Origin of the sequence: Bdellovibrio sp. ZAP7, from assembly GCF_006874645.1 — a bacterium.
In the GTDB taxonomy this organism is placed as follows: Bacteria; Bdellovibrionota; Bdellovibrionia; order Bdellovibrionales; family Bdellovibrionaceae; genus Bdellovibrio.
This window is the reverse complement of sequence record NZ_CP030082.1, coordinates 2,563,844-2,588,784: the sequence shown is the minus strand read 5'-3', so window position 1 is coordinate 2,588,784 and position 24,941 is coordinate 2,563,844. Positions and strand designations below refer to the sequence as shown.

The 24,941-nt window shown below is 45.1% G+C and carries 24 protein-coding genes; 18 read left to right on the top strand and 6 right to left on the bottom strand.

Annotated elements, in window-relative coordinates; genetic code table 11:
• Positions 1–74 precede the first annotated feature (74 nt).
• Positions 75–1,256 carry an endonuclease/exonuclease/phosphatase family protein gene (locus tag DOM22_RS12495; RefSeq protein WP_142700697.1) on the bottom strand — a complete coding sequence of 394 codons (1,182 nt, stop codon included), beginning with the start codon at positions 1,254–1,256 and terminating at the stop codon, positions 75–77.
• A gap of 135 nt (positions 1,257–1,391) precedes the next feature.
• Between DOM22_RS12495 and DOM22_RS12490 the strand changes: the two genes are divergently transcribed.
• Complete coding sequence (locus DOM22_RS12490) at positions 1,392–2,318, top strand: hypothetical protein (protein WP_142700696.1); 927 nt, start codon at positions 1,392–1,394, stop codon at positions 2,316–2,318.
• Between the two features lie 277 nt (positions 2,319–2,595).
• Here the strand turns inward: DOM22_RS12490 and DOM22_RS12485 are convergent, their stop codons facing one another.
• Positions 2,596–3,444 (bottom strand): RluA family pseudouridine synthase, encoded by an 849-nt coding sequence (locus tag DOM22_RS12485; RefSeq protein ID WP_142700695.1) that lies wholly within the window; start codon positions 3,442–3,444, stop codon positions 2,596–2,598.
• Between the two features lie 95 nt (positions 3,445–3,539).
• Here DOM22_RS12485 and DOM22_RS12480 point away from each other — a divergent pair, with 95 nt between their 5' ends.
• Both DOM22_RS12480 and DOM22_RS12475 read left to right on the top strand, forming a co-directional pair.
• Positions 3,540–4,211, top strand: coding sequence for a DedA family protein (locus tag DOM22_RS12480; RefSeq protein WP_246845621.1), 672 nt, complete (start codon positions 3,540–3,542; stop codon positions 4,209–4,211).
• A 134-nt stretch (positions 4,212–4,345) separates the two neighbouring features.
• Positions 4,346–5,281 carry a hypothetical protein gene (locus DOM22_RS12475; protein WP_142700694.1) on the top strand — a complete coding sequence of 312 codons (936 nt, stop codon included), beginning with the start codon at positions 4,346–4,348 and terminating at the stop codon, positions 5,279–5,281.
• Positions 5,282–5,357: 76 nt separating this feature from the next.
• Here DOM22_RS12475 and DOM22_RS12470 read toward each other — a convergent pair whose 3' ends face one another.
• Positions 5,358–6,416 carry a hypothetical protein gene (locus tag DOM22_RS12470; RefSeq protein ID WP_142700693.1) on the bottom strand — a complete coding sequence of 353 codons (1,059 nt, stop codon included), beginning with the start codon at positions 6,414–6,416 and terminating at the stop codon, positions 5,358–5,360.
• A gap of 91 nt (positions 6,417–6,507) precedes the next feature.
• Between DOM22_RS12470 and DOM22_RS12465 the strand changes: the two genes are divergently transcribed.
• The 8 genes from DOM22_RS12465 (at position 6,508) to DOM22_RS12435 (ending at position 14,839) form a co-directional block, all read left to right on the top strand.
• Positions 6,508–7,341, top strand: a complete 834-nt coding sequence (locus DOM22_RS12465; RefSeq protein WP_142700692.1) for a TatD family hydrolase — start codon at positions 6,508–6,510, stop codon at positions 7,339–7,341.
• 33 nt (positions 7,342–7,374) lie between these two features.
• Entirely contained in the window at positions 7,375–8,250 is an 876-nt protein-coding gene (locus DOM22_RS12460; RefSeq protein ID WP_142700691.1) for a ThiF family adenylyltransferase, read from the top strand.
• Positions 8,247–8,378, top strand: a complete 132-nt coding sequence (locus DOM22_RS20160) for a hypothetical protein (protein ID WP_255489968.1) — start codon at positions 8,247–8,249, stop codon at positions 8,376–8,378. Before DOM22_RS12460 ends, DOM22_RS20160 begins: the two co-directional genes overlap by 4 nt.
• Positions 8,353–9,408, top strand: coding sequence for a class I SAM-dependent methyltransferase (locus DOM22_RS12455; protein WP_142700690.1), 1,056 nt, complete (start codon positions 8,353–8,355; stop codon positions 9,406–9,408). The genes DOM22_RS20160 and DOM22_RS12455 overlap by 26 nt, the downstream gene beginning before the upstream one ends.
• Positions 9,409–9,462: 54 nt before the next feature.
• The gene (locus DOM22_RS12450) at positions 9,463–10,254 is read left to right on the top strand and encodes a hypothetical protein (protein ID WP_142700689.1); all 792 of its coding nucleotides are present in this window, start codon (positions 9,463–9,465) and stop codon (positions 10,252–10,254) included.
• Positions 10,255–10,409: 155 nt separating this feature from the next.
• Positions 10,410–11,381: a deoxyhypusine synthase family protein gene (locus DOM22_RS12445; RefSeq protein ID WP_142700688.1), complete on the top strand. Its 972-nt coding sequence runs from the start codon at positions 10,410–10,412 to the stop codon at positions 11,379–11,381.
• A 225-nt stretch (positions 11,382–11,606) separates the two neighbouring features.
• On the top strand, positions 11,607–13,292 hold the full coding sequence (locus DOM22_RS12440; RefSeq protein ID WP_168196646.1) for a thioredoxin family protein: 1,686 nt from the start codon (positions 11,607–11,609) through the stop codon (positions 13,290–13,292).
• Positions 13,293–13,468: 176 nt separating this feature from the next.
• Positions 13,469–14,839 carry an MFS transporter gene (locus tag DOM22_RS12435; RefSeq protein ID WP_246845620.1) on the top strand — a complete coding sequence of 457 codons (1,371 nt, stop codon included), beginning with the start codon at positions 13,469–13,471 and terminating at the stop codon, positions 14,837–14,839.
• Positions 14,840–14,893: 54 nt separating this feature from the next.
• Here the strand turns inward: DOM22_RS12435 and DOM22_RS12430 are convergent, their stop codons facing one another.
• A complete protein-coding gene (locus DOM22_RS12430) occupies positions 14,894–15,817 on the bottom strand; it encodes a lytic murein transglycosylase (RefSeq protein ID WP_142700686.1) in 924 nt (307 codons plus the stop codon).
• Between the two features lie 206 nt (positions 15,818–16,023).
• On the opposite strand from DOM22_RS12430, the gene fucP reads away from it, so the two are divergent.
• The 3 genes from fucP to DOM22_RS12415 are packed head-to-tail and all read left to right on the top strand — an operon-like array spanning position 16,024 to position 18,546.
• On the top strand, positions 16,024–17,292 hold the full coding sequence (gene fucP, locus DOM22_RS12425; protein ID WP_142700685.1) for an L-fucose:H+ symporter permease: 1,269 nt from the start codon (positions 16,024–16,026) through the stop codon (positions 17,290–17,292).
• Between the two features lie 28 nt (positions 17,293–17,320).
• Positions 17,321–17,752, top strand: coding sequence for a hypothetical protein (locus DOM22_RS12420; protein ID WP_142700684.1), 432 nt, complete (start codon positions 17,321–17,323; stop codon positions 17,750–17,752).
• 2 nt (positions 17,753–17,754) lie between these two features.
• On the top strand, positions 17,755–18,546 hold the full coding sequence (locus DOM22_RS12415; RefSeq protein WP_142700683.1) for an MOSC domain-containing protein: 792 nt from the start codon (positions 17,755–17,757) through the stop codon (positions 18,544–18,546).
• A 72-nt stretch (positions 18,547–18,618) separates the two neighbouring features.
• Here DOM22_RS12415 and DOM22_RS12410 read toward each other — a convergent pair whose 3' ends face one another.
• Positions 18,619–19,680 (bottom strand): hypothetical protein, encoded by a 1,062-nt coding sequence (locus tag DOM22_RS12410; protein WP_142700682.1) that lies wholly within the window; start codon positions 19,678–19,680, stop codon positions 18,619–18,621.
• Between the two features lie 160 nt (positions 19,681–19,840).
• On the opposite strand from DOM22_RS12410, the gene DOM22_RS12405 reads away from it, so the two are divergent.
• The 4 genes from DOM22_RS12405 (at position 19,841) to DOM22_RS12390 (ending at position 23,510) form a co-directional block, all read left to right on the top strand.
• On the top strand, positions 19,841–20,515 hold the full coding sequence (locus tag DOM22_RS12405) for an SOS response-associated peptidase (RefSeq protein ID WP_142700681.1): 675 nt from the start codon (positions 19,841–19,843) through the stop codon (positions 20,513–20,515).
• Positions 20,516–20,543: 28 nt separating this feature from the next.
• Positions 20,544–21,023 (top strand): hypothetical protein, encoded by a 480-nt coding sequence (locus DOM22_RS12400; RefSeq protein ID WP_142700680.1) that lies wholly within the window; start codon positions 20,544–20,546, stop codon positions 21,021–21,023.
• A gap of 177 nt (positions 21,024–21,200) precedes the next feature.
• Positions 21,201–22,841: a response regulator gene (locus DOM22_RS12395; RefSeq protein WP_142700679.1), complete on the top strand. Its 1,641-nt coding sequence runs from the start codon at positions 21,201–21,203 to the stop codon at positions 22,839–22,841.
• Between the two features lie 177 nt (positions 22,842–23,018).
• Positions 23,019–23,510 carry a hypothetical protein gene (locus tag DOM22_RS12390; RefSeq protein ID WP_142700678.1) on the top strand — a complete coding sequence of 164 codons (492 nt, stop codon included), beginning with the start codon at positions 23,019–23,021 and terminating at the stop codon, positions 23,508–23,510.
• A 107-nt stretch (positions 23,511–23,617) separates the two neighbouring features.
• Here the strand turns inward: DOM22_RS12390 and DOM22_RS12385 are convergent, their stop codons facing one another.
• On the bottom strand, positions 23,618–24,901 hold the full coding sequence (locus tag DOM22_RS12385; protein WP_142700677.1) for a PA14 domain-containing protein: 1,284 nt from the start codon (positions 24,899–24,901) through the stop codon (positions 23,618–23,620).
• Between the last annotated feature and the right edge of the window lie 40 nt (positions 24,902–24,941).

Genomic DNA, 24,941 nt, shown 5'->3' with positions numbered 1-24,941 from the left:
TGGTCGGGCAACTGACCTGGGTAATAAAAAAGCCGCGGTTTAAAACGCGGCTTTTTTATTTTTAGATTGAGGTGCTATTTCTTTTTGCTCTTTTTCGCAGGAGCTTTTTTCTTCTCTACTGCGGGTTTTTCATCTTTCACCGGAGCCTTCGCCTCACTTCTTTGTTTCAAGCGAACATAAAGTGGAAAGTGATCTGATACGCCATTTTGCTCATCGTAATCCCAGCGTTTTGGGTATTTACCTTTTTTAAGATGAACAGGATTGTAGCGGATCACGTCGATCGTGTTGGGCATCATTTGGTAGCTGCCAGAGCCATCACCCAAAAGTGCTGGGCTGTAAACCTGAGCATCTAGGAAAGACCAGGTGCCGCGATAGTTATGAGTTCCTTGGCATTCTTTGCAACCCACAAAGTGAGAAACTGCTCCGCCCTTAGCTAGGATATCGCGGAAGATATGAACTCTGTCTTCTTCCTCGGCCGAGATATTTAAGTCTCCCCCGAAAACCACCATCGCATTGGGACCTTTTTGTTTAATCAAATCCACCGCGAACTGAGCGATCTGTTGACGCCAGTAAGTTGGATTCGATTGCGAAGGAAAGTGGCCCACCAAGAACGTGATAGGGTCCCCATTGGGTGCTTTCACAGTCACTTCCAGGATGCGACGGGAGCGCTCCATCCACTCGCCATCTTTTTCATTTTCAGGCTTCCATGGGATCGGGTGCAAGACCGGCTTGCCTACAAGAGGGAAGCGCGACAAGAATGCGACGTTAATACCGCGCTTGTCTGGTCCATCGATAATCACCTGAGTGATATAGTTCGCAGCCGCCAATTTTTCATTCAATTGCTTAAGAACGACATCGCTTTCGATTTCGATCAGCATCAAGTTGTCGGGACCGTTGTTATCAACGCCCAAAACAACTTTAGAGATGTTATTAAGCTTCGTATCCAACGCATCTGGATTCCAGTCCGTTGTCAGACACTCGTTTTGGCGATAAGAACTGTCATTGTTTTTGACACAAGCAGCACGTAGTTTTGCATCGCCTTTTTTCATGTATGCGGGCAAGAATGTTTCGTCGTCATGGCCTGGAGTCTTTACAGTGTCGAATAAGTTTTCGACATTGAATGACATAACGCTGATCTCATTCTCCGCTTTCGGTGGAAGATCCCAGTGTTTTTTCGAGAAGGAGACAGCACAACCCGTTGCGAGGGCCAATACCAGAGACAGAATCAGGTTCTTAAGGAATGTGTACTTTTTCATAGGCAATCACAGTAGGCGTTCTTGCGCGTCTGCTCAAGTCAAAAGACTGTCTAATTTTTGACTATTGTTTAATGCAAGGCGCTATGGCATAACTTTCAAGTCTTTGTCGTAAGCATCCGTAATTAGGAGTGAAAAATGTTAAGAAAAGCGACCGGTTTATTGATCGCAAGTTTGTTGGTTTCGACGTCTTCTTTCGCAGCGGTGCTGGATGGTGACGACTTCGTTTCCGCTACTTCCGTAAGTGGTCGTGCGAACGACTGGTCACTGACTTTCTTCTCTATTGCTTCACAAGCAAACATGAAGCCGGGCAAATCAACTTCTGAAGCACGTTCGGTTGATACTTACGATTATTTCTCTATCAATTATAAATTGGGTGCTGATCAAAAAGCAGCTTTGCGTTTGCCATTCAACTACAACACAGCCGGTATGGATGAGTACGGTGAAAAGCAAACTTCAAACTTTTCCATGCAAGACATTCACTTCGTTTACTCAAACTACGACTTGGGTTACTTCGGTGACATCGATCTTTCTGGTAAAGTAAAAGCTTACCTTCCTTCAAGCAAAGTCTCTCAAGAGAATGGCTTGATCACTAAAATCCGTCTTGAAGGTTACGCTGATTATAACTTCAATCGTTCATGGTCCGTGGTTTACGTGGCTAAACCAGATATTTACTGGCAGAGCCAAACAGCAAGTATCAATACATCCATCCCGACATTTGACGACGGTATGTACGTGACAGATCCTCGTCAGACGAACAAACAGTTCGGTCTTGAGCACTACGTGCAATTCCAATACTACATCAATTCGATTTTCCAAATTACGACTAAAACTGGTTTCGTAGAAAACTGGTACCATTCATCGGCAGTGGAAGGTTTAGATGGAGATCACACGACAGCACTTCGTTTGGGTGCAAGCTTGTGGATTAAACCAGCCCGCGGATTTTCGTTCACGCTTGGAATCGGCAATGATTCTATGTTGGGATCTTATAAGGGTGAAGATGCAAAAATCTGGCAACCGTTCAACACACAGTACTCCCTAATGACCAACATCTACGTATTGTAGCCGCGGTTGATGAAAATGGCCTGACTGCTTCGTTGTCAGGCCTTGTCCTCGCTCCGACGTGCTTGGAGCACGCCTGCGCTGCGGGAAGTCCTTCCGCCTTGCATGGGCTACGCCGCAAATTTCCTGCGGAAATTAGTCAAACCATTTTGATCAACCGCTCTTTCCCGGGCGGTTTTTTTTGGCTTCTGCCTTTGGCAGAGCCGCTTTCTTTTTTTTGCGCTGCTGCCTTTGGCAGGCCGCTTTCTTTTTGGGCTGCCGCCGGGGTGGCTGGGCTGTTTTAGATTTTGAAGTGGTGTGATTCGGTGGTTATGGGATTGATGAATTGCAGTTCGCAGGCGGTTAGTTCGATTTTTTCTTCGTCCCATCTTTTTTGTGCGCCGTAGGCGTGATCGCCGATAATCGGGGATTTTTCATAACCTAATTGGGCGCGTATTTGATGTGTTCGGCCTGTGTGCAGGTGAATTCTTAATTCTGTGTGCTCAGAGTTTTCTTTTACTTCTAAAATTTCAAGAATACATTCTTGCCATTTATCTTTGGGCTCATGGCTGACGACTTTCGGTGCGCGCGGGGATGGCTCCATATAATGAGTCAGGATTTTCTTTGTGGGAGCTGGGCCTTCGATTTTGGCTCGATAGATTTTTTTGATTTCTCGGGCGATCAATAATTTATTGAAGGCCGTTTGGAATTCGACAGTTTTTGCATAAACGATCAGACCATTCGTGGGAACATCCAGGCGGTGAGTGACATATAACTTCTGCTTTAAAGCTTCTTCCATGTAGGATTGCAGATTTTCTTGAATGTTATCAACGCTGCCATGAACAGGAATCCCCGAGACTTTGTTGACCACCACGAAGTGGTCATTTTCAAAAACAATACGCTTTGTGAAGTCGACGTTACCTTTTGGGAATCTTCGCGGCTTAGTATGGACTCGTAAATAGTCACCCTTAGAAACCGAAACATTATCTGCAATACGACTATGGTTGAGATAGATCGAACCAAGGTGTATTAAAAAGTCCACTTGGTCAGCGCTAAGTTCAAGAATGCTTAATAAAACATCACGCACCGACCCGGACATCGGGCTGATAATGTGTTTTACACCGTATTCAAATCCTCTTTCGCTCTGCATACTATTCCTTATAGCGGAAAGTGAACATAGCACAGTGTGACGTGGGTGTTCAAGTGGGACAGTTCCCTGCATAGTAGGGACCTAGGAGATTACTTTTGGAATTTGCCAACGAGCCGATATTTCAGTGGATGTCGCAGTTTGCTTACCAACCTTATACGGTCTACTTCGCGTTGGTCGGAATGATGTTGCTGTCAGCAGTTGGCTTGCCATTGCCCGAAGAAGTGACTCTTATTAGTGTTGGTATTCTGGCGTTCATGGGGGCTCACCCTGAGCATTTCCCACCTCCGTTTCCTGGCGCTCCGGTTGTAAATGTTCACACCGCCGCCATCATTGCTTTCTTTGCCGTCTTCGTCAGCGACTTCCTTATATATGGTGTCGGCAGAGTCTTCGGACGAAAACTTCTCTATCATCCGCGTGTTCATAAAATGTTTCCACCTCACTTGATGAAGCGAGTGGAGGAGTGGACACATAAATACGGCGCTTACGCGTGCGGTATTTTCCGTTTCACTCCGGGTATTCGTTTTCCAGGTCACTTGGCTTGCGGGATGTTACACTTTCCGGTGTGGAAGTTCTTGTTGATTGACGGCTTGGCAGCAGCGATCAGCGTTCCGACGCAAATTTATTTGCTAGCTCACTACGGTGAACCTATCTTGATGAAACTTCGCCAGTTCAAACTGGTGGTTTTCGGTATCATCGGCCTGCTTTTGATCTATTTCGTGTTCCGCAAAATCCGCGAAAAGATGCTTCAAAAAAAGAGAACTGCCTAAGGGCAGTTCTGCACTCCTAAAAATTACAAACCTGCGTAAGAAATGAACAATTAAATTGTGGCTGTATTCAGTTTATGAGACTTCGTCATGGAATGCTTTTTGTACTTCTAAGCATTATTAACATGAGGTGTACGATGTCGCTAGCGGGTGCTCTTTTGATTCTCGTTTCTCCGGTTTTGGGCTGGAGCCAGGAAAAGCCAGCGGACTTGGTGGTCACTCCCCAGGAAAAAGCTATGTATCTTGAGCACAACCAAACTGTGGTTGATGTTGCAAGCCAGTGCATTCAGGAAACTTACAAAACCCATATCGCATTCTTTAACAAGTACGGTATTTCCAAATACTATGGCGATCGCAATCCCTCTTTGAACACACGTGAAAAGCGTCTGGCAGTTATTAAATCCGTTGGCGCGCCGGCCTCCATTATCGATCAATTGGAAGGTATCAGTTGCATTGGTTTGACTCGTAAATGCTTAAAGCAGGGCTTTGAGGCAACTCAAAATCCGCTGATGTCAGCGTTGTGGAGTCGTCTTGATCAAAATCTGATCTCGCGCGGGACAGATGGTTTGGTGCTGACTCAGCACTTGCAGAAATTGGGATGGAAAATTCTTTATTGGAATCCTCGCCCGGATTTAAATGCAGAATGGGATGCGGAAGACCCGATGATTATGGCTGGCAAGCCCGTGTCTTGGGATTCAGGTATTCGTAACAGCCAGGGCCAATTCATCTATCATCCAGCGTGGGGCATGCACGGCATGAGATACAACCAAGTGATGAAGAAAGACGTTTATTATAACGTGAAGGTCGACGACAAAACGACATTGGTTAATTTCGATATTGAATTGCCTCAAGCCTTTATCGACAACGCTTTCTTTGTCGGCGTAGCCCACGCAGGCTACCACGTATTCCCAGGCAGCTTCGGTCAAGTGATCGAAGCCCACAGCATGCGCCGATTAGATTCCATCGATAACTTAGAAAAAGGCCAATTCAATCCCTTGGCAGTCGGCGGAGCCCCCCAATGGACCAAGATCGAAAAATACCGCTCCGGCATAGTAGCCATCCCACCCAAATAAAAAAAAGGCGCCGAGAGGCGCCTTTTCTATAACTTCCATTTTCGATTTTCTACTTTTCGATTTTCGAAAGCGGCTGCTAAGCCGCTTTTACTCCGTGAACTAACTCCTCAGAAACTTCACATGATAAATGCAACGCGACCGGTTTGTTATGGCTTTTCGGTTCAATGTCTTTCCAGAAGATTTTTTCGTAACCGTTCTGCAAAGCAAAGATCTCTTCGCGGATTTTAAATAGCAATCCTGCAGGGGAGCCCAAAAGCCAGTCGATTTGCACCAGATAGAAAGCTTCTTCAAGCTCTACCGGATTCAAAGACGAGATGAAAGATTTTGGCAAGTTGTGCACCAAGTGACAAGCGTTGTGCGAGTATTTTTGGAAAGCTTTTTCCATGGGGTTTGCGAAAAGCTTTTCCACACGTTGATCAGGAGTGCCACGACCCGTGAACGGCTCTGAAAAACGTTTGAAATTCCAATAGAGCAAAGCATCGTTCACCACGTATTCAACGCGTGGTAAATAGTCCGTTACGGCGTCGACCTTGACGGCTTCGTGAGAAGCGTCCGCCACGTGAGCGTTGTGATCGATCGCAACCAGGCTGCGCAAGTTATAAAGGAAAGAGTAGAGTGTGTGCAGCTTATCCATAAACGGTTTGGAAAAATTCAAACCGAAATTGTAAAGCAATGGAGAAGACATTTTGTTTTCAAACCAGGCGAAGGTTTCAAGCAAAGGACCCATGGCTGTCAGATCAAAACCCGACGGTGTCATGGCTGAATCGAACGTCTCATTGAAGTGCTCTTCAAACAGAGCGCAAAGCTGTGGATCAACGACCGCGATATGAGATTGCAGGGAGCGAACACGTTCTTGAGAACGTTCATAGATCTCCACATGTGGATCCAAAGTTTTCCACGCATCCAAAGCAAACGGGTAGTCCATGTGCTTCGTCGTCAGTGGTGATTTGATATAGGAGTTCAATTTGACAAGTGACAAACCCACCAGGGCATCACTCATATATTTGAACGGTGCATGAGGTTTGAATTTTTGGAAAGCGGCTTCGTCGCTCCAAAATTGAACCTTGAGCGGCTTCAATGTCGCTCCTTTTGCCATAGAAACATCAAAACCCAAACGTAGACCCTTGTGCTTCATACACACTCCTTCGCAATCACCGTATCGGGATAGAACACCACTTGTTAGAGTCCTGAAACTATGCAAACCTAAAGTCGGGGTTGGGAGGCGTATGACGGCGTTTGGACGTTGGATTGATGCTCATGGACACCTTGCTGATGTTCGCTGGGATGGCAAGCAGGCAGAGATCATTGAAGCCGCTCAGGCGAAGGGCATTCATTTCTTTATGCAAGGGGGAGTGGGTCCTGAGGACTGGGAACGTCAACGCCGCTTAAAGGCACGTTTTCCTCACCACATCGGTCTTTGTTATGGAGTTCATCCTTATTGGGTGGCCGATCATTCCGATGAAGAATTGGAAGAGGCCTTAAATCTTCTCGCTCAGGAGCTTCCGGAAGCCATGGGACTTGGCGAAGTGGGTTTGGATTTTCGCCCGCATATTATGAAGGACTCCAGGGACCGTCAGATCACTGCTTTTGAAGAACAACTGGAAATCAGTCACATCGGAAATCGTCCCGTGGTTTTGCACATCGTGCAGGCCCATGACGAAAGCTTGATGATCATGGATCTGTTTGGACTGCCGCCCCAAAAGGGCATGGTTCATTCCTTTAACGGGAGTGCTCATAAGGCTCAGGATTTCCTAAAACGAGGTTTACACCTGTCTGTTGGGGGACCCGTGTGCCGCGAGGATAATCAAAAGCTTCACCAGGCTGTTAAAGAGATTCCTATGGAGTTTTTATTGATCGAAAGTGACAGCCCGGATCAGGCTCCGCCGGCGTTTAAAGGGCAGCTAAATCCACCTGAATCAATTTGGGAGGTGGCAAAGACTATAGGGAAGCTAAAATCCCTTGATCCTTTGGAAATATTAGATATCACTACAGGGAATTTTCACCGTCTTTTTGGCTCGACAGATCTGCATCTGGTGGACCCCAAAGACAGTCTGCATTGACCCTGTTTTTCGGGTCGTGCGTGAGTAGGGTACATGGATACAACGACCACAGAAATCACGACTCCTCTTCAACCACAACAACCGCCAGAAACGGAATACGTTCTACATCGCCGTTTTGATCGCATGGGTCGCTTAGTTGGCGATGCGACAATGAAAAAGTTGATGAACACACACGTAATGGTTGTGGGGATCGGTGGAGTGGGTTCTTGGGCTGCTGAATCTTTGGCGCGTTCGGGTGTGGGCCACATCACGATCATCGATTTCGATGAAGTTTGTATCACCAACACCAATCGTCAATTGCACGCGGTTCAAGGCATGGTGGGCAAGAAAAAAGCCGAAGTGATGGGCGAGCGCCTGCGCAAAATTAATCCGCAAATGAAAGTTACTGTGATCCCTGAATTCTATAATGCAGAAAATTCTGACAGAATGCTTGCGATCAAACCTGATTACCTGATTGATGCAATCGACAATTTGACGGCGAAAGCGCACTTGCTGGCGACGTGTGTGAAAGAAAATATTCATGTGATCACGTCTGCGGGTTCGGCTGCGAAAATGGATCCATTGCGTATTCAGAAAAAAGACCTGGGCGTGACTCACACATGTCCTTTGGCTCATCAATTGCGTAAAATTCTTCGTCAAAAATACGACTTCCCAGAAAAAGAATTCGGTATTCCTTGCGTGTTCTCGGATGAACCGGTGATGATGCCAGAAGAATTAACTTACGATAAAGGCATGGGCTTTAAATGCGTGTGCCCGAAAACGAATGACTTCCACGGTTGTGACAATCGCAATATGATCTATGGATCAGCAAGTTACATTACAGGGACTTTTGGTCTGGTGATGGCTTCGCACATTGTGAATGAAGTCAGAGCTTCTGTGGCAGCAAAATTAGAAGGAGCACAAGCATGATCGTAGCTATGTGGTTTACCATGGTTGGTTTGGTGATTATTGCGGGCTTCGCAATGGTGGGTTTAACATTAAGACATTGGGCACAACAAAAGAAGGTGACCAATGGCGCGAAAACAGTTGAAAAGTAAATTACGTCTGGGCTATTCGTTAGCCCGTTCTGTGCATTTCACTGCACAACAGTTCACTTTGCCTTTGTTAGAACGACTGGTCGGGCAGTCCGTTAAAGACCGCCCTTCAGTTGAAATCAAAAATATCAAAAAATCTTATACTGAACTTTATAAACTTCTAAAAAAAGACAGCGATAATATCGATAAAGGTCTTTATCCTTTGGAAGTTTTGTACCCCGAAAATCTGGCCAAGCACGCTCTTCGCTATCCTAAAATTTTAGTGGATGGGTTTCATATTTCCCGTCGCCGTCATGAGCGCGATGCCAAAGAATTCAATCAGGAAGCGCGCGAATATCTGGCCGATTTGCCCGAGTATTATCAAAGAAATTTTCACTATCAAAGTGGCGGCTACCTGACTGAAAAATCCGCGGAACTTTACGAGCATCAGGTGGAAATTTTGTTCGCCGGTGCCGCCGATGCCATGCGCCGCTTGATCATTCCGCTCGCCAAAGACGTTTTCTTAAACGAAGGGGCGGGGCTGCGCTTTTTGGAAGTGGGCGCCGGGACGGGAAGGCTTACGCGGTTTATGAAGCTCGCATTTCCCAAAGCACACATCACGGTGTTGGATTTAAGCGAGCCCTATTTGAAACAGGCGCGCAAGAACTTGGTAAACTTCCGCGGCCTTGATTTCGTGCAAGGGGCGGCCGAAGAGCTGCCTTTTAAGGAAGGCCACTTTGATTTCGTCTATTCCTGCTTTCTTTTTCACGAGCTCCCAGCAGAAGTGCGGGATGCTGCTGTTTTAGAAGGCATGCGGGTTTTGAAACCTGGGGGCTATTATGGCCTGGTCGACTCTGTGCAAAAGGACGAAGCCAAGGACCTGAATTGGGCGCTGGAGCAATTCCCTAAGGACTTTCACGAGCCTTTTTACAAGAACTACAGTCTGCATCCCATTGAGAACTTGTTAAAAGATGTGGGCTTTTTAGATCTCCGAAAAGACACAGGATTTTTCAGTAAAGCGGTTCTTGCACAAAAGCCATCCATCAGGTCTTAAGACGACATCCATTTGTTGGATAAACTATTGTATGTTTTTTCCGATAAGTAACATATGAAAACACTTATTTCCCTTCTTCTTTTCTTTTTCAGTTTGAGTGCTATTGCAAAAGAGCAGATCTATTTATCTAAGTCCGAAAAATATATTTCATTGGGTAGAAATCTCAGCGGAGCACTTGAAGAACTGGCACTCAATGAATTTGGCACCAAAACTAAAGGAAAGACCGTTATTGGAGACGGAGATGGCTACTGGGTGGTTGGCTCTCCATTGCGGGCTCAGTTCTTAACGGAATTGGGTATCGCAGAGACAGATAATTTGTATTTGAAAATTTTTGATAAAGAGAAAACAGAAGTTCACGCTATTTCAAAATTGAACTTTGTAATCGAGTTAAATTTCGCAGGTGGCACCCACGTGGCGTCCTTTGGGTTTGAATACCGTGAAGATGGAGCCGCGATTGCGATGATCGGCAAAGAAAATCCCTTTAGGGATGTCGCTATGAAAACTCTTTTCAGCTCCAAAGGAATTTATCGTCTGGATTCTAAGCTTAGTTTGGAATTAAAAAAGGATGGAAAAGAATTTGATATAAAAAATGGTAAAGACGAATCTGGCTTTCTTGTTGGGGAATTTACGATAGTTCTTCATGCCGGCAAAAAGCGTGAGGACATCTACAAGGTCGATCTTGAAGCCGCTTCCTATGTTACGGGCATTGATGTTTTTGCCGGAGAGATTTTTAAGGATGGAACAACGACGATCTTAATTAAAGACGGGGACTGCGGTGATTTCGTTAAAATTGACAAAAACAAAGTCGAAAAATGGAAGAGTCTCTGCGGAAGCTGGGGATGTTGAAAGAGGACTAGTTAACTCAGTGCGTCCTTGTTTTGCAGGTTATTGGAAATACAGAACTAATCTCTGCTGATTGAAGTTTTGCAAAAGCCATTCTCTGCTTGAGTTTTTGCTTAAACATGCTACTTTTGCGCCTCTTCGCATAACAGGAGCATGTAATGGGACCGATTTCTAAGTTTATCGAACACAACTACCGTCATTTTAACGCTGCTGCATTGAAAGATGCTGCTGTTGGTTACAAAAAACACATCGATAACAAAGGCCAAATGCTTGTGACACTTGCTGGTGCAATGTCTACAGCTGAATTGGGTCTTTCTTTGGCTGAAATGATCCGCCAAGGTAAAGTTCACGCGATCTCTTGCACGGGTGCGAACCTTGAAGAAGACGTATTCAACTTGGTCGCTCACAATCACTACGAGCGTATTCCGAATTACCGTGATCTTACTCCAGCTGACGAACAAAAACTTTTGGAACGTCACTTGAACCGCGTGACTGACACTTGCATCCCTGAAGAGGAAGCAATTCGTCGTATCGAAAATGTTGTACTAGAATACTGGCAAGACGCCGATAAAAAAGGCGAGTCTTACTTCCCACACGAATTCATGTACAAAATCCTTCTTTCTGGAAAATTGGAACAGTACTACCAAATCGATCCAAAAAATTCTTGGTTGTTGGCTGCTGCTGAAAAGAACCTTCCAATGGTTGTTCCAGGTTGGGAAGATTCTACTTTGGGTAACATCTTCACTGGTCACATCATCAAAGGTGACATCAAAAAATCGACGACTGTTAAAGGCGGTATCGAATACATGAAAACTTGGGCAGAGTGGTACATGGGCGCTTCTAAAAAAGCTCCAGTGGGCTTCTTCCAAATCGGTGGTGGTATCGCCGGTGACTTCCCAATTTGCGTAGTTCCAATGCTTGAACAAGACTTGGGCCACGAAGACATCCCATTGTGGAGCTACTTCGCGCAAATCTCTGACTCTACGACTTCATACGGTTCATATTCTGGCGCGATTCCAAATGAAAAAATCACTTGGGGTAAATTGGCTCCAACGACTCCGTCGTACATCGTAGAATCAGATGCTACAATCGTAGCACCACTGATCTTTGCTTACGTACTTGGTCAGTAATTAAAGGTTTAAAATCTGAATGTATTGAAACCCCAGCTCACAAGGCTGGGGTTTTTGTTTTTTCGTTGCAGTACTTTTAGCAAGTTCAAATGGCGCATTGCGGAGCCGCTACGGAAATTACATCTATGATAGTGGGTTTGGTAACGCTACCGCCACAGTGGCAGTGACTTGTTTAGGCAGGGGTTTTTCTGGACAAGGGGCTTTGGCGGGATTCTAATGTTTTCCATGAAAATTCTGATTTTAACTTTATCTCTGTTGGTTGTTTCTTCCTCGTTTGCTCGTCTTTCAGATGGCAAGGCTCATTTAAAACTTAAAGGTTCGCAAATCTTTGCGAGCGTGGATGAAGGGTTTCACTTTAATAAAGATGCACCAGCGGCTTTGGTGAGGGGCGAGGAATCCATTGATGCTGTTAAGAAGGAGCCGAAAGAATTTATCTTTGATGCGGCAAAGGCTCAGAAAAAACCATTCGCGGTTAACTATTACGTCTGTGACGACAAGAACACTGTGTGTGAAGCTCATGAAGAGAAATTTCAGATCACGAATGGGAAGTTGGTAGCGGCTTCTGGTGGGACTGCGACTGTCGCTGAAAAAGCGGTAAACACTGCTATGGTGGTTGAAGCTCCCCTGAAAAAGAACAAACACGGGTTTTATGAAGACAGCTTTAATGCAGCGTTAAAGCTCGCAGCGAAAGAAAAGAAGTTGTTGCTGGTGGATTTCAATGCGCCTTGGTGCCCATCGTGCATTCGTTTGGAAAGTGAAGCCTTTGGCGAGGCCGAGTTTATCAAGGCGACGGAAAAATTCATCAAATTTAGTTTAAATGTCGATAAACCGGCTTTGAAAGATATCGGCAAAAAGTACGGCATTAGGGGCATTCCAACAATGATCGTGATGAATCCCAAAGGTGAAGAGCTTACTCGCATCCTGGATTATAAACCGGCTCCGGTACTGGCAAAAGAGATCGCCATCTTTCAGGCATCCAACAAGGCAACTCTAACTGAACTTCGCAAAAAAGCAGAGGCGGGAGATCTGGAAGCTCGTAAAGTTTTGGCGGATCAAGCTTACGCCGCTCTTAAATTTGAAGACGTGGTTAAATGGTTAGCGCCGACAGGGGAGCAAAGCCTGCTTTTGGCCAACAGTGAAATCAGAGTCGCTGAGAGCGCTTATGAAAAAGATAAAAAGAATGCAGCTGAATACCGCAAAACTTTCGAAAGATGGATCGCTGTTTTCCCGCACTCCATCGATGCGATTGAATGGCGCCCGGAATTGATGAAGTTGATTAAGGGCGAAAGTAAAGAAGCCTCGGCAGAGATAAAAAAGATCGGGGCTGAGAATATTTCCGAAATTCAAAAGCTTTTGGACGATGAAAAAGCTCGTGCAGAAACTTTCGCGGTAAATAAATTTGGCGACATGACGGGATTTGAAAAAGCAGAATTGCTGTCCCAGCAGATCGAAACCTATAAATTAATGAACGAGACGAAAAAGTCAGAAGAATCCGCAGCAGTTTTGGCTAAAGAAGTCGCTACTTTTAATTTATCTGTGGAGCGTCCCGGTCAGGTATTGGTGGCTCTTCCATATATCAAGACGGCGAACATGAAAAAAAATGCGCAAGAATGGCTAGAGAAACTATTGAAGGCCCATCCTGATTCGGATGTTTACTTGATGAAATTGGTTGTCTTCCACATGCGCGAGAAACAATTTGCGCAAGCGCTGCCTTACGCAGAAAAAGTAGCGGTGATGAAGTCGGACTCGGCCTTGTACTATCAAGGAATTTTGGCGGATGTTCTTAAAGAGCTTAAGCAAAAAGAGAAGGCAATGGACGTCATTAGTAAGGCTCTTGCGATGCCGGAAGCAAAACTTGAAAGCAATAAATCTGTTGTGACAGGCTTGCTGGATCTAAAAAAATCCTTGTAGGTTTTTCCACTAAAAATGCGCGAACAAAGTGACCATTTTGCCCGCGGATAAGAACGAAAGAAGGAAGTCCGGGCGACTTCCTTTTTTATTTCAGATTAAACCTGGGAAATATATTGTTATTTGTTTGAACGTTTGTGAAGTCTCCGTAAAAGTTTTCTCCTTACGGAGGAAATTCTATGGCCACGGGCACCATGTCTGCGAACGCATCATCATTTGCTTCTGAAAAAAGCAAGATTTGGAAAGTTATTGCGGCATCTAGCGCGGGAACACTGATCGAATGGTATGACTTCTATATTTTCGGCAGTCTAGCGACAATTATCTCTGCACACTTTTTCCCAAAAGGACATGAAACGGCCGCTCTTTTAGGCACTCTGGCGACATTCGCTACGGGCTTCATTGTTCGTCCTTTTGGAGCTTTGGTGTTCGGTCGCATTGGCGATGTTGTGGGTCGTAAATACGCCTTTATGGTGACTTTACTTATCATGGGTCTTGCGACAACAGCGATCGGCCTGCTGCCAAGCTATGAGACCATCGGAGTCTTTGCTCCGTTGCTATTACTTATCTTACGATTGTTACAAGGTTTAGCCTTGGGCGGGGAGTACGGTGGTGCAGCGATTTACGTCGCCGAACATAGTCCCGATGGAAAGCGCGGTTACTATACAAGCTATATTCAAACCACTGCCACTCTCGGTCTGTTCGTGTCTTTGGGAGTTATTCTGGCAACTCGCTTAGGCTTGGGAGAAGATGAATTCAAATCCTGGGGTTGGCGTGTTCCGTTTTTACTTTCCGTGATCTTGGTATTCGCGTCTTATTTGATCCGTAGAAAAATGCAAGAGTCTCCAGTCTTTTTGCAAATGAAGGCAGAAGGTAAAACCTCGTCCAGTCCTTTGAGAGACAGCTTCATGAAACCCGAGAATCGTCGACTGGTGATTCTAGCTTTGTTTGGAGCAACTGCAGGGCAAGGGGTTGTCTGGTATACGGGGCAATTCTATGCTCTCTATTTTTTGCAAACAGTTTTGAAAGTCGATTTCGTCGTCGCTAATAAAGTTATTGCTATGGCGTTGCTTTTGGGAACTCCGTTCTTTATTTTCTTTGGTTGGTTGTCTGACAGAATTGGGCGCAAGAAAATCATTATGGCCGGTTGTGCGATCGCAGCAGCCAGCTACGTTCCTATCTATAAGGCCATGGAATATCGCTCCGGTTGGAACTCCTTAGAACCCCTGGTAAGTCCTGCGAATCCAAATATCCCCATGTTGGTTTTCTTGGTATGGTTGCAGGTGATCTTTGTAACGATGGTATATGGACCCATCGCCGCTTTTTTGGTTGAAATGTTCCCGACGAATATCCGCTATACGTCGATGTCACTTCCATATCATATTGGAAATGGGGTCTTCGGTGGTCTCGTTCCTTTCATTGGGACAGCGATGGTGGCGGCGACTGGCAATCATGTTGCGGGTTTGATTTACCCTATTGCGGTTGCGGTGATGACCTTCTTTATCGGGATGACGATGGTGAAAGAGCCAACCAATATTAAGTGGCACGCATAAAGGCACGGACTTTCTTCAAAGCTAATAAAAAAAAGGAGCTCGAGGGCTCCTTTTTTATTGGGTCTGTTGAATTGTGGCGGTGGTTTCTAGAGTAGGAAGTGGTGGAACTCGTTGTGAGATGTTTAAGATCCCATTCGCATAGTCGCGGCTGTTATTATACTTCATCAGTGCGGTGACTTGGGCTTCTAAGTTTTTCTGCTTCCAACCGCTTTTTTGTAAGTAGTTGGCGACACTCATGATGGCGTCTGCCGGCTTGGTGATATCCGGAGTGCTCTCTGCTACCAAGGCCTCAGCAAAGTCACGGTAGCTGGAAGGAATAAACTGCGGTAAGCCAAACGCTCCCGCGTAGGATCCGCGCAGTTTCTTCAGATTCAAATGTTTCTTTTTGCGGATCTCGGCCAGGGCAATCAATTGCTCTTCAGCCCATTTTGATTTGCTCTCAACGCGCTTTTTCATGATTTCGCGGACTTCTTTGGTTGTAGAGTACTTCTTGATTTCTTTGTTCTTTAAAATCGCCAAACGAGTCAGCTCTTTCAAATTTTCCGGGCTGTTCACTTGCATCAGATGAAGATAAACGCTCACGATATGGAAGGTTCCCATGTCGGCTCCATGGCGTGTTTCAATATACAATAATGAAGATATCACTTCGGCAGGTACGCCGAACTGTTTTTGCGCTGCTTGAAAAGCTTCGGGGTTGGATTTGATAAACGTTGAAGATTTCTGTACGGCTTTTGGATCAAGCTCAGTCAGATGTGCACCCGATGGAGTAAGGAATCCCAATAGATTCAAGGTCACAACTGATTTAAAACCTTTGGGTTCGTAGTACTTTGCAGATTCTTCAGAGAAGGAGTTTGAAAAGCCTAAGCGCTTTAGTTTTGTCTCCACCCAGGCAGAGTCTTCGGCTTTCAAATTGACCGGACGGCCCCATGCGCTCGTGCTGGAAATCAAAATGAAAAGAAGGACGGGCAGAATACGCACTCGCGAGCTCCCAAAGGTGAAGGGGTCTAAAAGTCTATGCTAATGTAAAAACGTCTGTGAGGCTGCAACCGAAGAAAAAACGGAACTGAAGTCTGTGCGAGGCAAAGGTCCTGTGTCGGAATGAACTTGCATGCGCTGTGATATCGTTTGCTGCCGGTTTGTAAATTCGGCAGTATTTATTAGAGTTTAACTAATTTGGAGGAACCATGAACCAAGCACCTGAGGAAACTAAGCGCACCCGAGCCCTGGTGATTGTTTCCACCATCTTTTTCATGTGGGGTTTTCTAACCTGCTTGAATGATATTCTGATTCCTCACCTGAAGTCAGTGTTCTCTTTAACCTACACGGAAAGTGCCCTTATTCAATTCACCTTCTTTGGAGCGTATTTCATCATGTCTCTGCCAGCGGGGAGTGTGGTTGCAAAAATAGGTTATAAGAACAGTATCAGCGCAGGACTTTTTGTCGCCGCTATTGGAACGCTTTTGTTTTTACCCGCAGCTCGAGTGGAATCCTATCCGCTATTTTTATTTGCGCTCTTTGTTTTGGCGTCAGGAATTACGCTTCTGCAGGTCGCTGCAAATCCGTATGTGGTCTTGTTGGGATCAGAAGAAACCTCGTCCAGTCGTTTGAATTTGGCGCAGGCGCTGAATTCCTTAGGGACGACGGTCGCGCCAAAAATCGGTGGTTTATTTATTTTATCCGGTGTGGTGATGAGTGCTGATCAACTGGCAGCGCTTTCGATGACAGAGCAGGTTGCCTATAAAACTCAGCAGGCACAGTCCGTTCAAGGACCGTATGCCGTGCTGACAGTTATTCTTTTGTTGCTCTCAATCGGCATGTATTTGTTGCGCCTGCCAAACTTGAAAGAAGAAAAACAGGGAGAAGTGAAGGCTGCGGCCACGTTTTCTGATGCCTTTAAACATTCGAATTTGGTTTTAGGCGTCATCGCTTTGTTTTTATATGTGGGGGCGGAAGTTTCCATCGGCAGTTTTTTGATCAACTTCATGTCCCAGGCAGATATTTTGAATGTCAGTGAAAGTGTGGCGGCAGGTTATGTGCCCTTGTACTGGGGTGGCGCCTTGGTGGGAAGATTCGTGGGCTCGTTATTAATGAGAAAGCTCAATGCCGCAAAGATGCTCGGTGTGGCAGCAAGTGTTGCAACTGTTTTGGTTGGTTGTGCGGTCATGGCAACCGGTCCCGCAGCGGCGTGGACTTTGCTTGCCGTTGGCTTGTTTAACTCCATCATGTTTCCGACGATTTTCAGTCTGGGGATTCGTGGTTTGGGATTTGCCACCGAGAAAGCTTCCAGTCTATTGATCATGGCTATCGTCGGCGGTGCGGTGATTCCACTCGTCCAAGGGGTGATTGCCGATCGAATGGGTCTGCAGCACGCATTTCTGTTACCGATGATCTGTTATGTTTTCATTTCTTTCTATGGATTCAAGGAGGGGCATCGTGTCACTAGGGTTGACTGAGATGGTCTTGGGGCCGTCTAATAGGCCTATGAGAATTTCAAAAGCACTTATTATCGCAGCCGTCCTTGTTCCTTCAATTTCTTTCGCCGCTCGTTTGTCTGACGGGAAAGATCATATCAAGTTGTCGGGCAAAAAAATCAACACGACTTTGGATAAAGGGTTTCATTTCTCTGTTCCATCTCCATCGGGTCTTTATATCGATGGCGAAATGGGTTCTATCGATCCAGTTAAGAAAACTGAAAAGTTGATCCAATTCGACGCGACGAAGGCGGGCGATAAGCCTTTTACAATCAGTTTCTATGTTTGTGATGACGCCAAGACAGTTTGTGAATCTCATGAAGTGGCTTTGAAAATCGTAAAGAAAAAACTGGTTAAGCTTGATAAAGAAAAACCACAAATGGTGAAGCCCGAAACAGGTGCACCCGTGGCTCCTCCAGCGGATCCAAAATCAGTTCAATAGACATGCAGGTTTCCGAGCTGAATATTTATCCCTTAAAGTCTGCACGAGGCCAGTCCTTGTCAGAAATGAAAATCACTCACGAGGGCCCAGAAGGGGATCGTGAGTGGATGCTTGTGGATGACAGTGGCAAATTTGTTTCGCAACGAACTTTGCCTAAGCTTGCGACGGTAAATGCCGTCTTTGATCCCACCTCTTTGACTTTGGCTTTTGAAAAGATGTTCTTTAAAATTGGTCGCAAAAGTTCATTCAGTCGCGAGGTGAAGGTTCAGGTGTGGAATGATTCCTTCACTGCAGCTCTTGAACCAGATTTGTATTCTCAAGCTTTGTCTCAATACTTGGGTGTGAATGTTCGCCTTGTTCGCTATGCTCCCTTTTCTCAGCGCCGTGTTCTTTCAACTCAAAAAGAGTGGAAGCCCGAAGTCCGCTTTGCCGATGGCCGTCCCTTGCTGTTGGTAAATACCAAAAGCCTGGAAGATTTGAATTCAAAACTCCCAAGTGCCGTTCCTATGAATCGCTTTCGTCCTAATATCGTTGTTCAGGGCAATCTGGCTTTTGAGGAAGATAAGTGGAAAAGAATCAAGATCGGTAATGTGATCTTATCTCAGCCCAAACTCAGTGCCCGCTGCAACATCATCACGATTGATCAGCAGACGGGGGTTCCAGGTGGTCCTGAGCCGTTAAAAACCTTGGCAACCTATCGTCGTGATGGGACCAAAGTGAATTTTGGAACTTTGTGGATTCCTGAAAACGAGGGGACGATCTTGATGGATTCCCCGGTGGAAGTTCTTTCCTGATCTCAATCATCCAAATAAAAAAAAGGGATCCGTGTGGATCCCTTTGATGGTTTTAAAGTGGTATTGAAGTGGTTATTGCACACAGCTATATGCCGCTGAATAAGAACCTTCTTCTAGGTTTGCCGCGAAACTCACAGTCGTACCGCTGATAGAGTAACCGGCTGCAATTTTATTTCCTTTGCTATCGATCAAAGAGAAGTCGATATCGCCATCCCCGTTAGCATCCACAGGTTGGCAGTTCAAATTGATAGACTTCACCAGCTCAACAGTTTTCGTGCCCATTTTGCTTAAGATTGAAGTGTAATCTGTCGCACAGATCGAACCGATCAATCCACCCGTCAATTTAGACATAGCTTCATAAATCGGAGCCACCGCTGCCGTTGTACAAGCTGTGTCGCTTGGTGCTTTTACGATGGAGTTAAACATAAAGACTTTTTCAGCACCAAAGCGCTCGCGAACCAGTTTAACCAAGTTCTCGGGAACACTTTTTTCTGGAGCAGAAGCACATTTGCCGTTTGAGCATTCGTCTTCGTCAGAAATAGCGATGACGATCAGTTTTGATTTCTCGCGAAAGAAATCCTGATTCGCCGGAGTGTTTGCTGTGCGCTCGATTGCGCGGTAAGAAGCGTTAATTGAACGCTCGCTACCATCACCCAAAAGACCTACGTTAACCGCAGCCGCTAGCATTTTCTGAGCATCAGTCAACGATGTCTGACCAGCTTTCAAAACAAAAAGGCTGCCAGAGTCAGAGTCAAAAGGGCGGAACTGTCCATCACCCCATGCGCGGGATGATTTATCAGGAGCAATCGTGTTCACTTTTGGATCAGTTGTCGTCAAGGCCACATGCCAGTTTGCATCTTTGATGATGTTCATGAAGCCATTGATTTTTGCGGAGATACCTTTCTGCTCAGCGTCCATCGAACCCGAATTATCGACGACGAAAAGAACGTCGATGTCGGAGTTCGCTTTAACCTCAAAGCTTTGAGAAACGCTTTGAAACTTAACGCCACCACCACCGCCATCCAAGGACGCCAAGTTCTGCTGTGACGTCATGAAATTAACGTCAGGAGCGCAGGCGCTCAGAAGCATGCCAGATGTCATCACCGTGATGTATGCAAAGTTTAGATTTCTCATTTGAATTCCCCCACATCATAAGACAGTGCAAGGTGGGGGCCAGCCGTACTCCACGTAAATTCGTTCCAAGTGTAGAACTAGGAAACATCGTCTAAAATACTGATAGTGTTTTCGCAGGCTTTCTTGATTTGAGACGGGAAATATACGTAAAATTCAATCCATGTGTGCAAGTTATGGGGCCGCTGGCGAATTCAATCTGTTACATAAGACCTACAAGGTAGAGCTTCCTCCTATCCACTTCGTTCCAAAGCAAATCATTTATCCACACACACTGGCTCCAGTGATCGTACAAGAGCACCAGGAGCGCAAACTTCACCTGATGAGTTATTCCCTGGTGCCCTCGTGGTCAAAGGTCAGAAAGCCCCAGTTTGCGGCCTACAACGCACGCGTTGAAGAAGTTTTAAACAAGCCTTCCTGGAAAAAGCCGTTCGAAACGAGACACTGTCTTGTTCCGATACGTGAATTTTACGAAGCGGTTTACACTGGAACCTTTGCGGGGAATTGGATTTCGATCAAAAGCCGCGATCAAGAGTTGCTAACCGCGGCGGGAATTTGGGATACATGGCAGGATCAGCGGACGGGGGAGGTGGTGGATTCATTTGCGATTATCACGACAGAACCAACACCGCAGATTCTTGCGGCGGGGCACGATCGCTCGCCGCTGTTTTTGAAAGCGGATGCTTTTGATGAATGGTTAAAAGGTAAAAAGTCTGGCGCGGAATGGGTGAGTTTTTTGAAAACTCAGCGTGAGTTCTGCGAGCTGCAATTCGAATCCCGCGAAAAACTTAAAGGCTACACCGGTCAGATGAATCTGTTTGACGACTCAGACGAATGACATAAGATAATTTTCATCGGGGGCTTTTATGTTTAACTTATTCTTGTTGGCGATTTTCAATCTTAATTCAGCTTGGGCTTGTTTTGCTCCACCTCAAAGTGCGATGGTTCCTTTGGAAGAAATGGTCCAGTCCAACGAGAATATTTATGTGGCTGAAGCCGTCCATGTTGGTCGCACAGCCAGAGTTCCGGTTTTTAAATTCAAAGTTATTGAAACTTTAAAAGGTAAATCCGTTTCGACTATGAAAATCGAAGGTCACCGCGCAAAAGACGAGAAGTCTTTTTCGGATTTTGACGGTCATAAGGATGAAACCTTCTGGAGCAACAATACTTCAGGTCGTTTGATCAATGATCCTTCGTGCGAAGTGCAGCCGACTTTTACCAAAGGCACACGCTACCTTATTTTTCCTAAACAACCGTATACGTATAAGAGTTTTGAGATCGTGAAGACGAACGATGATAAGTTTTTGCAAAAAGTACGTGAGCTCGTAATAGCTCAGAAAAAATAGTTCAGCACCCAACGCGAGGCGTGCCTCGTATATTCAGTATTCTCGACTGAGGTCGCCTGAATTAAGCCTCGCATCAAAACAACCATTCGTTGTAGAACATTTCAATTGTGACATGTTTTTTCGGCGCTCTTGATTTGAAGTGTGCAATGCTGTCTTCTTAATCTGTTAGGGGACAACATGGACACAGGCAAAACGACTTCAAATAGAGAAGACGCACAAGTTCTTCAAAACGAAAGTTTTGAGGCGTTGGTGCAAAGTGTTGTTGATTATGCAATTTTTGCGTTGGACCGTAATGGATATGTGAGTACTTGGAATGCCGGTGCTCAACGGATCAAAGGTTATACTGCTGACGAAATTCTGGGAAAACATTTCTCCACGTTCTATTCTAAAGAGGCCATCGACCTTGGGTACCCGGAATACGAATTAAAAGTCGCTGCAGAAACGGGCAGATTTGAAGAGGAAGGCATGCGCCTTCGTAAAGATGGCACGATGTTTTGGGCCAACGTGGTTCTTACGGCACTCTACGATAAGAACCATAAGGTGAAAGGCTTTTTAAAAGTCACTCGAGATATCACAGATCGTAAAAACGCGGAACAACAACAGAAAAAGTTGAATTCGGAACTGGAACTTCGTGTCTTGGAGAGAACTTCTCAACTAGAGCTTCGTGAGCGCGAACTTGAGTTCGCCAAAGTACAGGCCGAAAGAGCCAATGCTGCGAAAAGTACGTTTCTGGCCAATATGAGCCATGAAATTCGCACTCCACTGGGGGCGATTCTGGGGTTTTCGGAAATGATCACCGAGGACGGTGCTTCTCCTGAGGAAAAAGAAACGGCTAGGGAAGCTATTCTGCGAAACGGTCATCTTTTGATGAACCTGATTAACGACGTTTTGGATTTATCAAAAATCGAAGCGCACAAAATGGAGATCGAAAAATCCCGCATACGCTTTAATGATTTGAAAGAAGAGCTGTCGGCAACGTTTAGCTCGCTTTCAAGAAATAAGGGTATTGGTTTTGATTTGGATTTTACATCTTCTTTGCCGGAAACTTTAGTGACGGATCAAGTCCGTTTAAAACAAATTTTGTACAATCTCATTGGCAATGCGATTAAGTTCACCGACAGCGGCAAGGTGACTATCAGGGTTTATCCGCGTGGCAAAGAGTTTGTGAGCTTTGCAATCACGGATACGGGAATCGGTATTTCCGAAGAACAGCAGGGGATATTGTTCAGTCCTTTCCAGCAGGCAGATTCTTCCATCACCAGATCGTTCGGTGGCACCGGATTGGGATTAGTTTTATCTCGAAGTCTAGCGCAAGCGTTGGGCGGGGATTTGGATTTGTCAAAGAGTGCTCTGCAAGAAGGGTCAACTTTCCTTTTAACGATTCCTATCGTAGACGAAGATGCAAGTATTGAGGAGATTCCGGTCTATGACAGCATAAAGAAAGATAAAATCGCCGCCAAAATATTAGTGGTGGATGATAATGCCGATAATCGCCGACTGCTGAGTATCTTACTTCGAAAAAATCACTATGTGGTTGAGACGGCGGGCGACGGTATCGAGTGTCTGGAAAAACTTCCGGTCTTTGAGCCGAACCTGGTATTGATGGATCTGCAGATGCCGCGAATGGATGGCATCACGACCGCGACAGAGATGAAGCGACGCCATTACCGAACCCCCGTGATTGCCTTAACTGCCAATGCTTTAAAAGAAGAAAAAGAACGCTGCCTGGGGCTGGGATTTGCAGAATATCTGACAAAGCCGATCAACAAAACCCAGATCGAACAGGCGATTCAAAGAAATCTAGTTACAGTAAAATAAAAAAAAGGGCAGGTGAAAACCTGCCCTTTGTGTTTTATGTAGTTTTGAGTTCCCCCGGAGGGCCTCGAAAAACACGAATTTTTCTGACATCAATTAGTTGCACATTGAGTTATATAAATAAATTGCGTTATTCTTGTAAATACCTACTAGTTTATTGAATTCAATCGAAGGAGTGCCATGGCATTAAAATCTTTATTTTTCATGATTTTGTTAAGTGGCATATTCACTGTTTCAAGTAGCTCAGCTGGGTGCTTGGAGCCAGAAGTAGTTTTAGACCAAGGTTCCTTCAATGTCGAAAGTTGTGCTTATCATTCGACCACAAATGGAGTTTATAAGGATCCTCGCCTCCAATCGATTAAAGGAGTAGATATCGATAAAAATCCACTTCTTGCATTACAGGCAGATAAAAAAAAGGGTGAGCCGAAAATTTTTTCTCTTTCTGAAGAAAATCGGGGCGTTTTGTTGCAAGGTAAGCTGAACAATCAAACCAATAATTTAACGGCCTTTTTACGTACGAAAGATCGCAATTACTGCGAAAAGTTTATTAAGAGCAAAATTGCGGAAGTTGTAATTCATGAGATGTGCTGCGATTGCATGAATTCCTGTACTAGTTCACCATGCGCTCTTGGAACAAAGAACGAAATTACTAAGATTATTCATAAACCTTGAGTATAAAAACGGACATCATTTTTGTTCCATGGATTATCGGTATAAAAGTATAAAAAAAAGGGCAGGTGGTAAACCTGCCCTTTGTGTTTTTAATAACTAAGATTCGATTACGGAGTGATCAAGTAGTCTGGAGAGCTGATAACTTGATTGCCTTTTTCATCCACAGAGATCGCGTTGATCAAGTAGTAGATACCGCGAACCAGACCGTCCAGTTGTACTTCGTGGTTAGTTACAAGCTCTGAGTTCAACTCAGTGTAGATAACCTCACCCGTGAAGAAGTTTGAAATCTTCAACTGACTTGTCGATTTGATATTTGTTTTCCAAACAATCGTTGCACGTGGAGCTTCAACAGATGTCGCGATTAAATCAGTGATCTGCAGTTTTTCCTCTACGCAAGGATTGGTTTTTTGCTCAGGCATTTTATAGTTGGCGTTGGCGATAACTTTCCAACCCGTGTTTTCCAACCATTTCGTAACGGCCGTGGCTTTCTCTGTTTTAGGAGAATAGAAAAGCTCGTTGCCTTTTTGACCACAAACCCAGTTGTCTTTATAAGATTTCTGGAAGGCCTTAACATCTTTATGGTATTTCCACATCAACACGTTCGAGATGTGATAACGAGGGCCCTGATAGTAAAGAACCTTAATCGGTACTTCGGTATCTTTTTTCATGGATAGAGTTCTGAATGTGCAACCAAAACGGGAAGGATGGTTGCCGTCATTGTTGATCAACTCTTTCCATTGATCATTTTCTTTAAAGAACACACGGGCACCGTCGTCAGAGATGATACCCAATTCGTATTCACCCTCTTTGTCGTCAGCACCTAATTTAAGAATGGAGTTATACTCCACCGCGAAGTTTTCAATCAGTTTATTACCCGAACCGTCAACCAGTGTTGCGCCACCTTCAGTCGTGAAACCTTTGGTGAACATACGAGTCGGAACATTAATAGAAGCAAAATAAAGATTCTGATCCAGACGGATACCTTTACTATAGTAATCCATCACACCATTTACGGTTTTCATTTCTTCACTGCGAACATAAAGTTTCGCAGCCAAACCGCTGGTACGGGATTCTGAAGCTTCGCCAGATAATGGGTCACAGACTGTTTGATCTGGATTATCGGGGAATTCAAAGATCGCATTTGGGTCTACACCATAGTTGCTACCATGATAGGTACAGCTGATCTTTTTTAATAAGCCTAATGTCTTACGTAACTCTTCCAGGCTTTGTTGTTCGGATTTAGCAGTAGAGTTCGATCCTGAACTAGCCGGCGTACGGCTTTCCTGTTTTACAGGGGCGCTAAAAATGGATTTGATGATGTCGCCAAGTGAAATGGCGTAAGCAGGGGAGCATGCTAATGAAGCAATAAGCAAAGCAGCAGTTTTTTTCATTTTTACGTACCTCTTACGTGAATAATTAATGTTACCACGA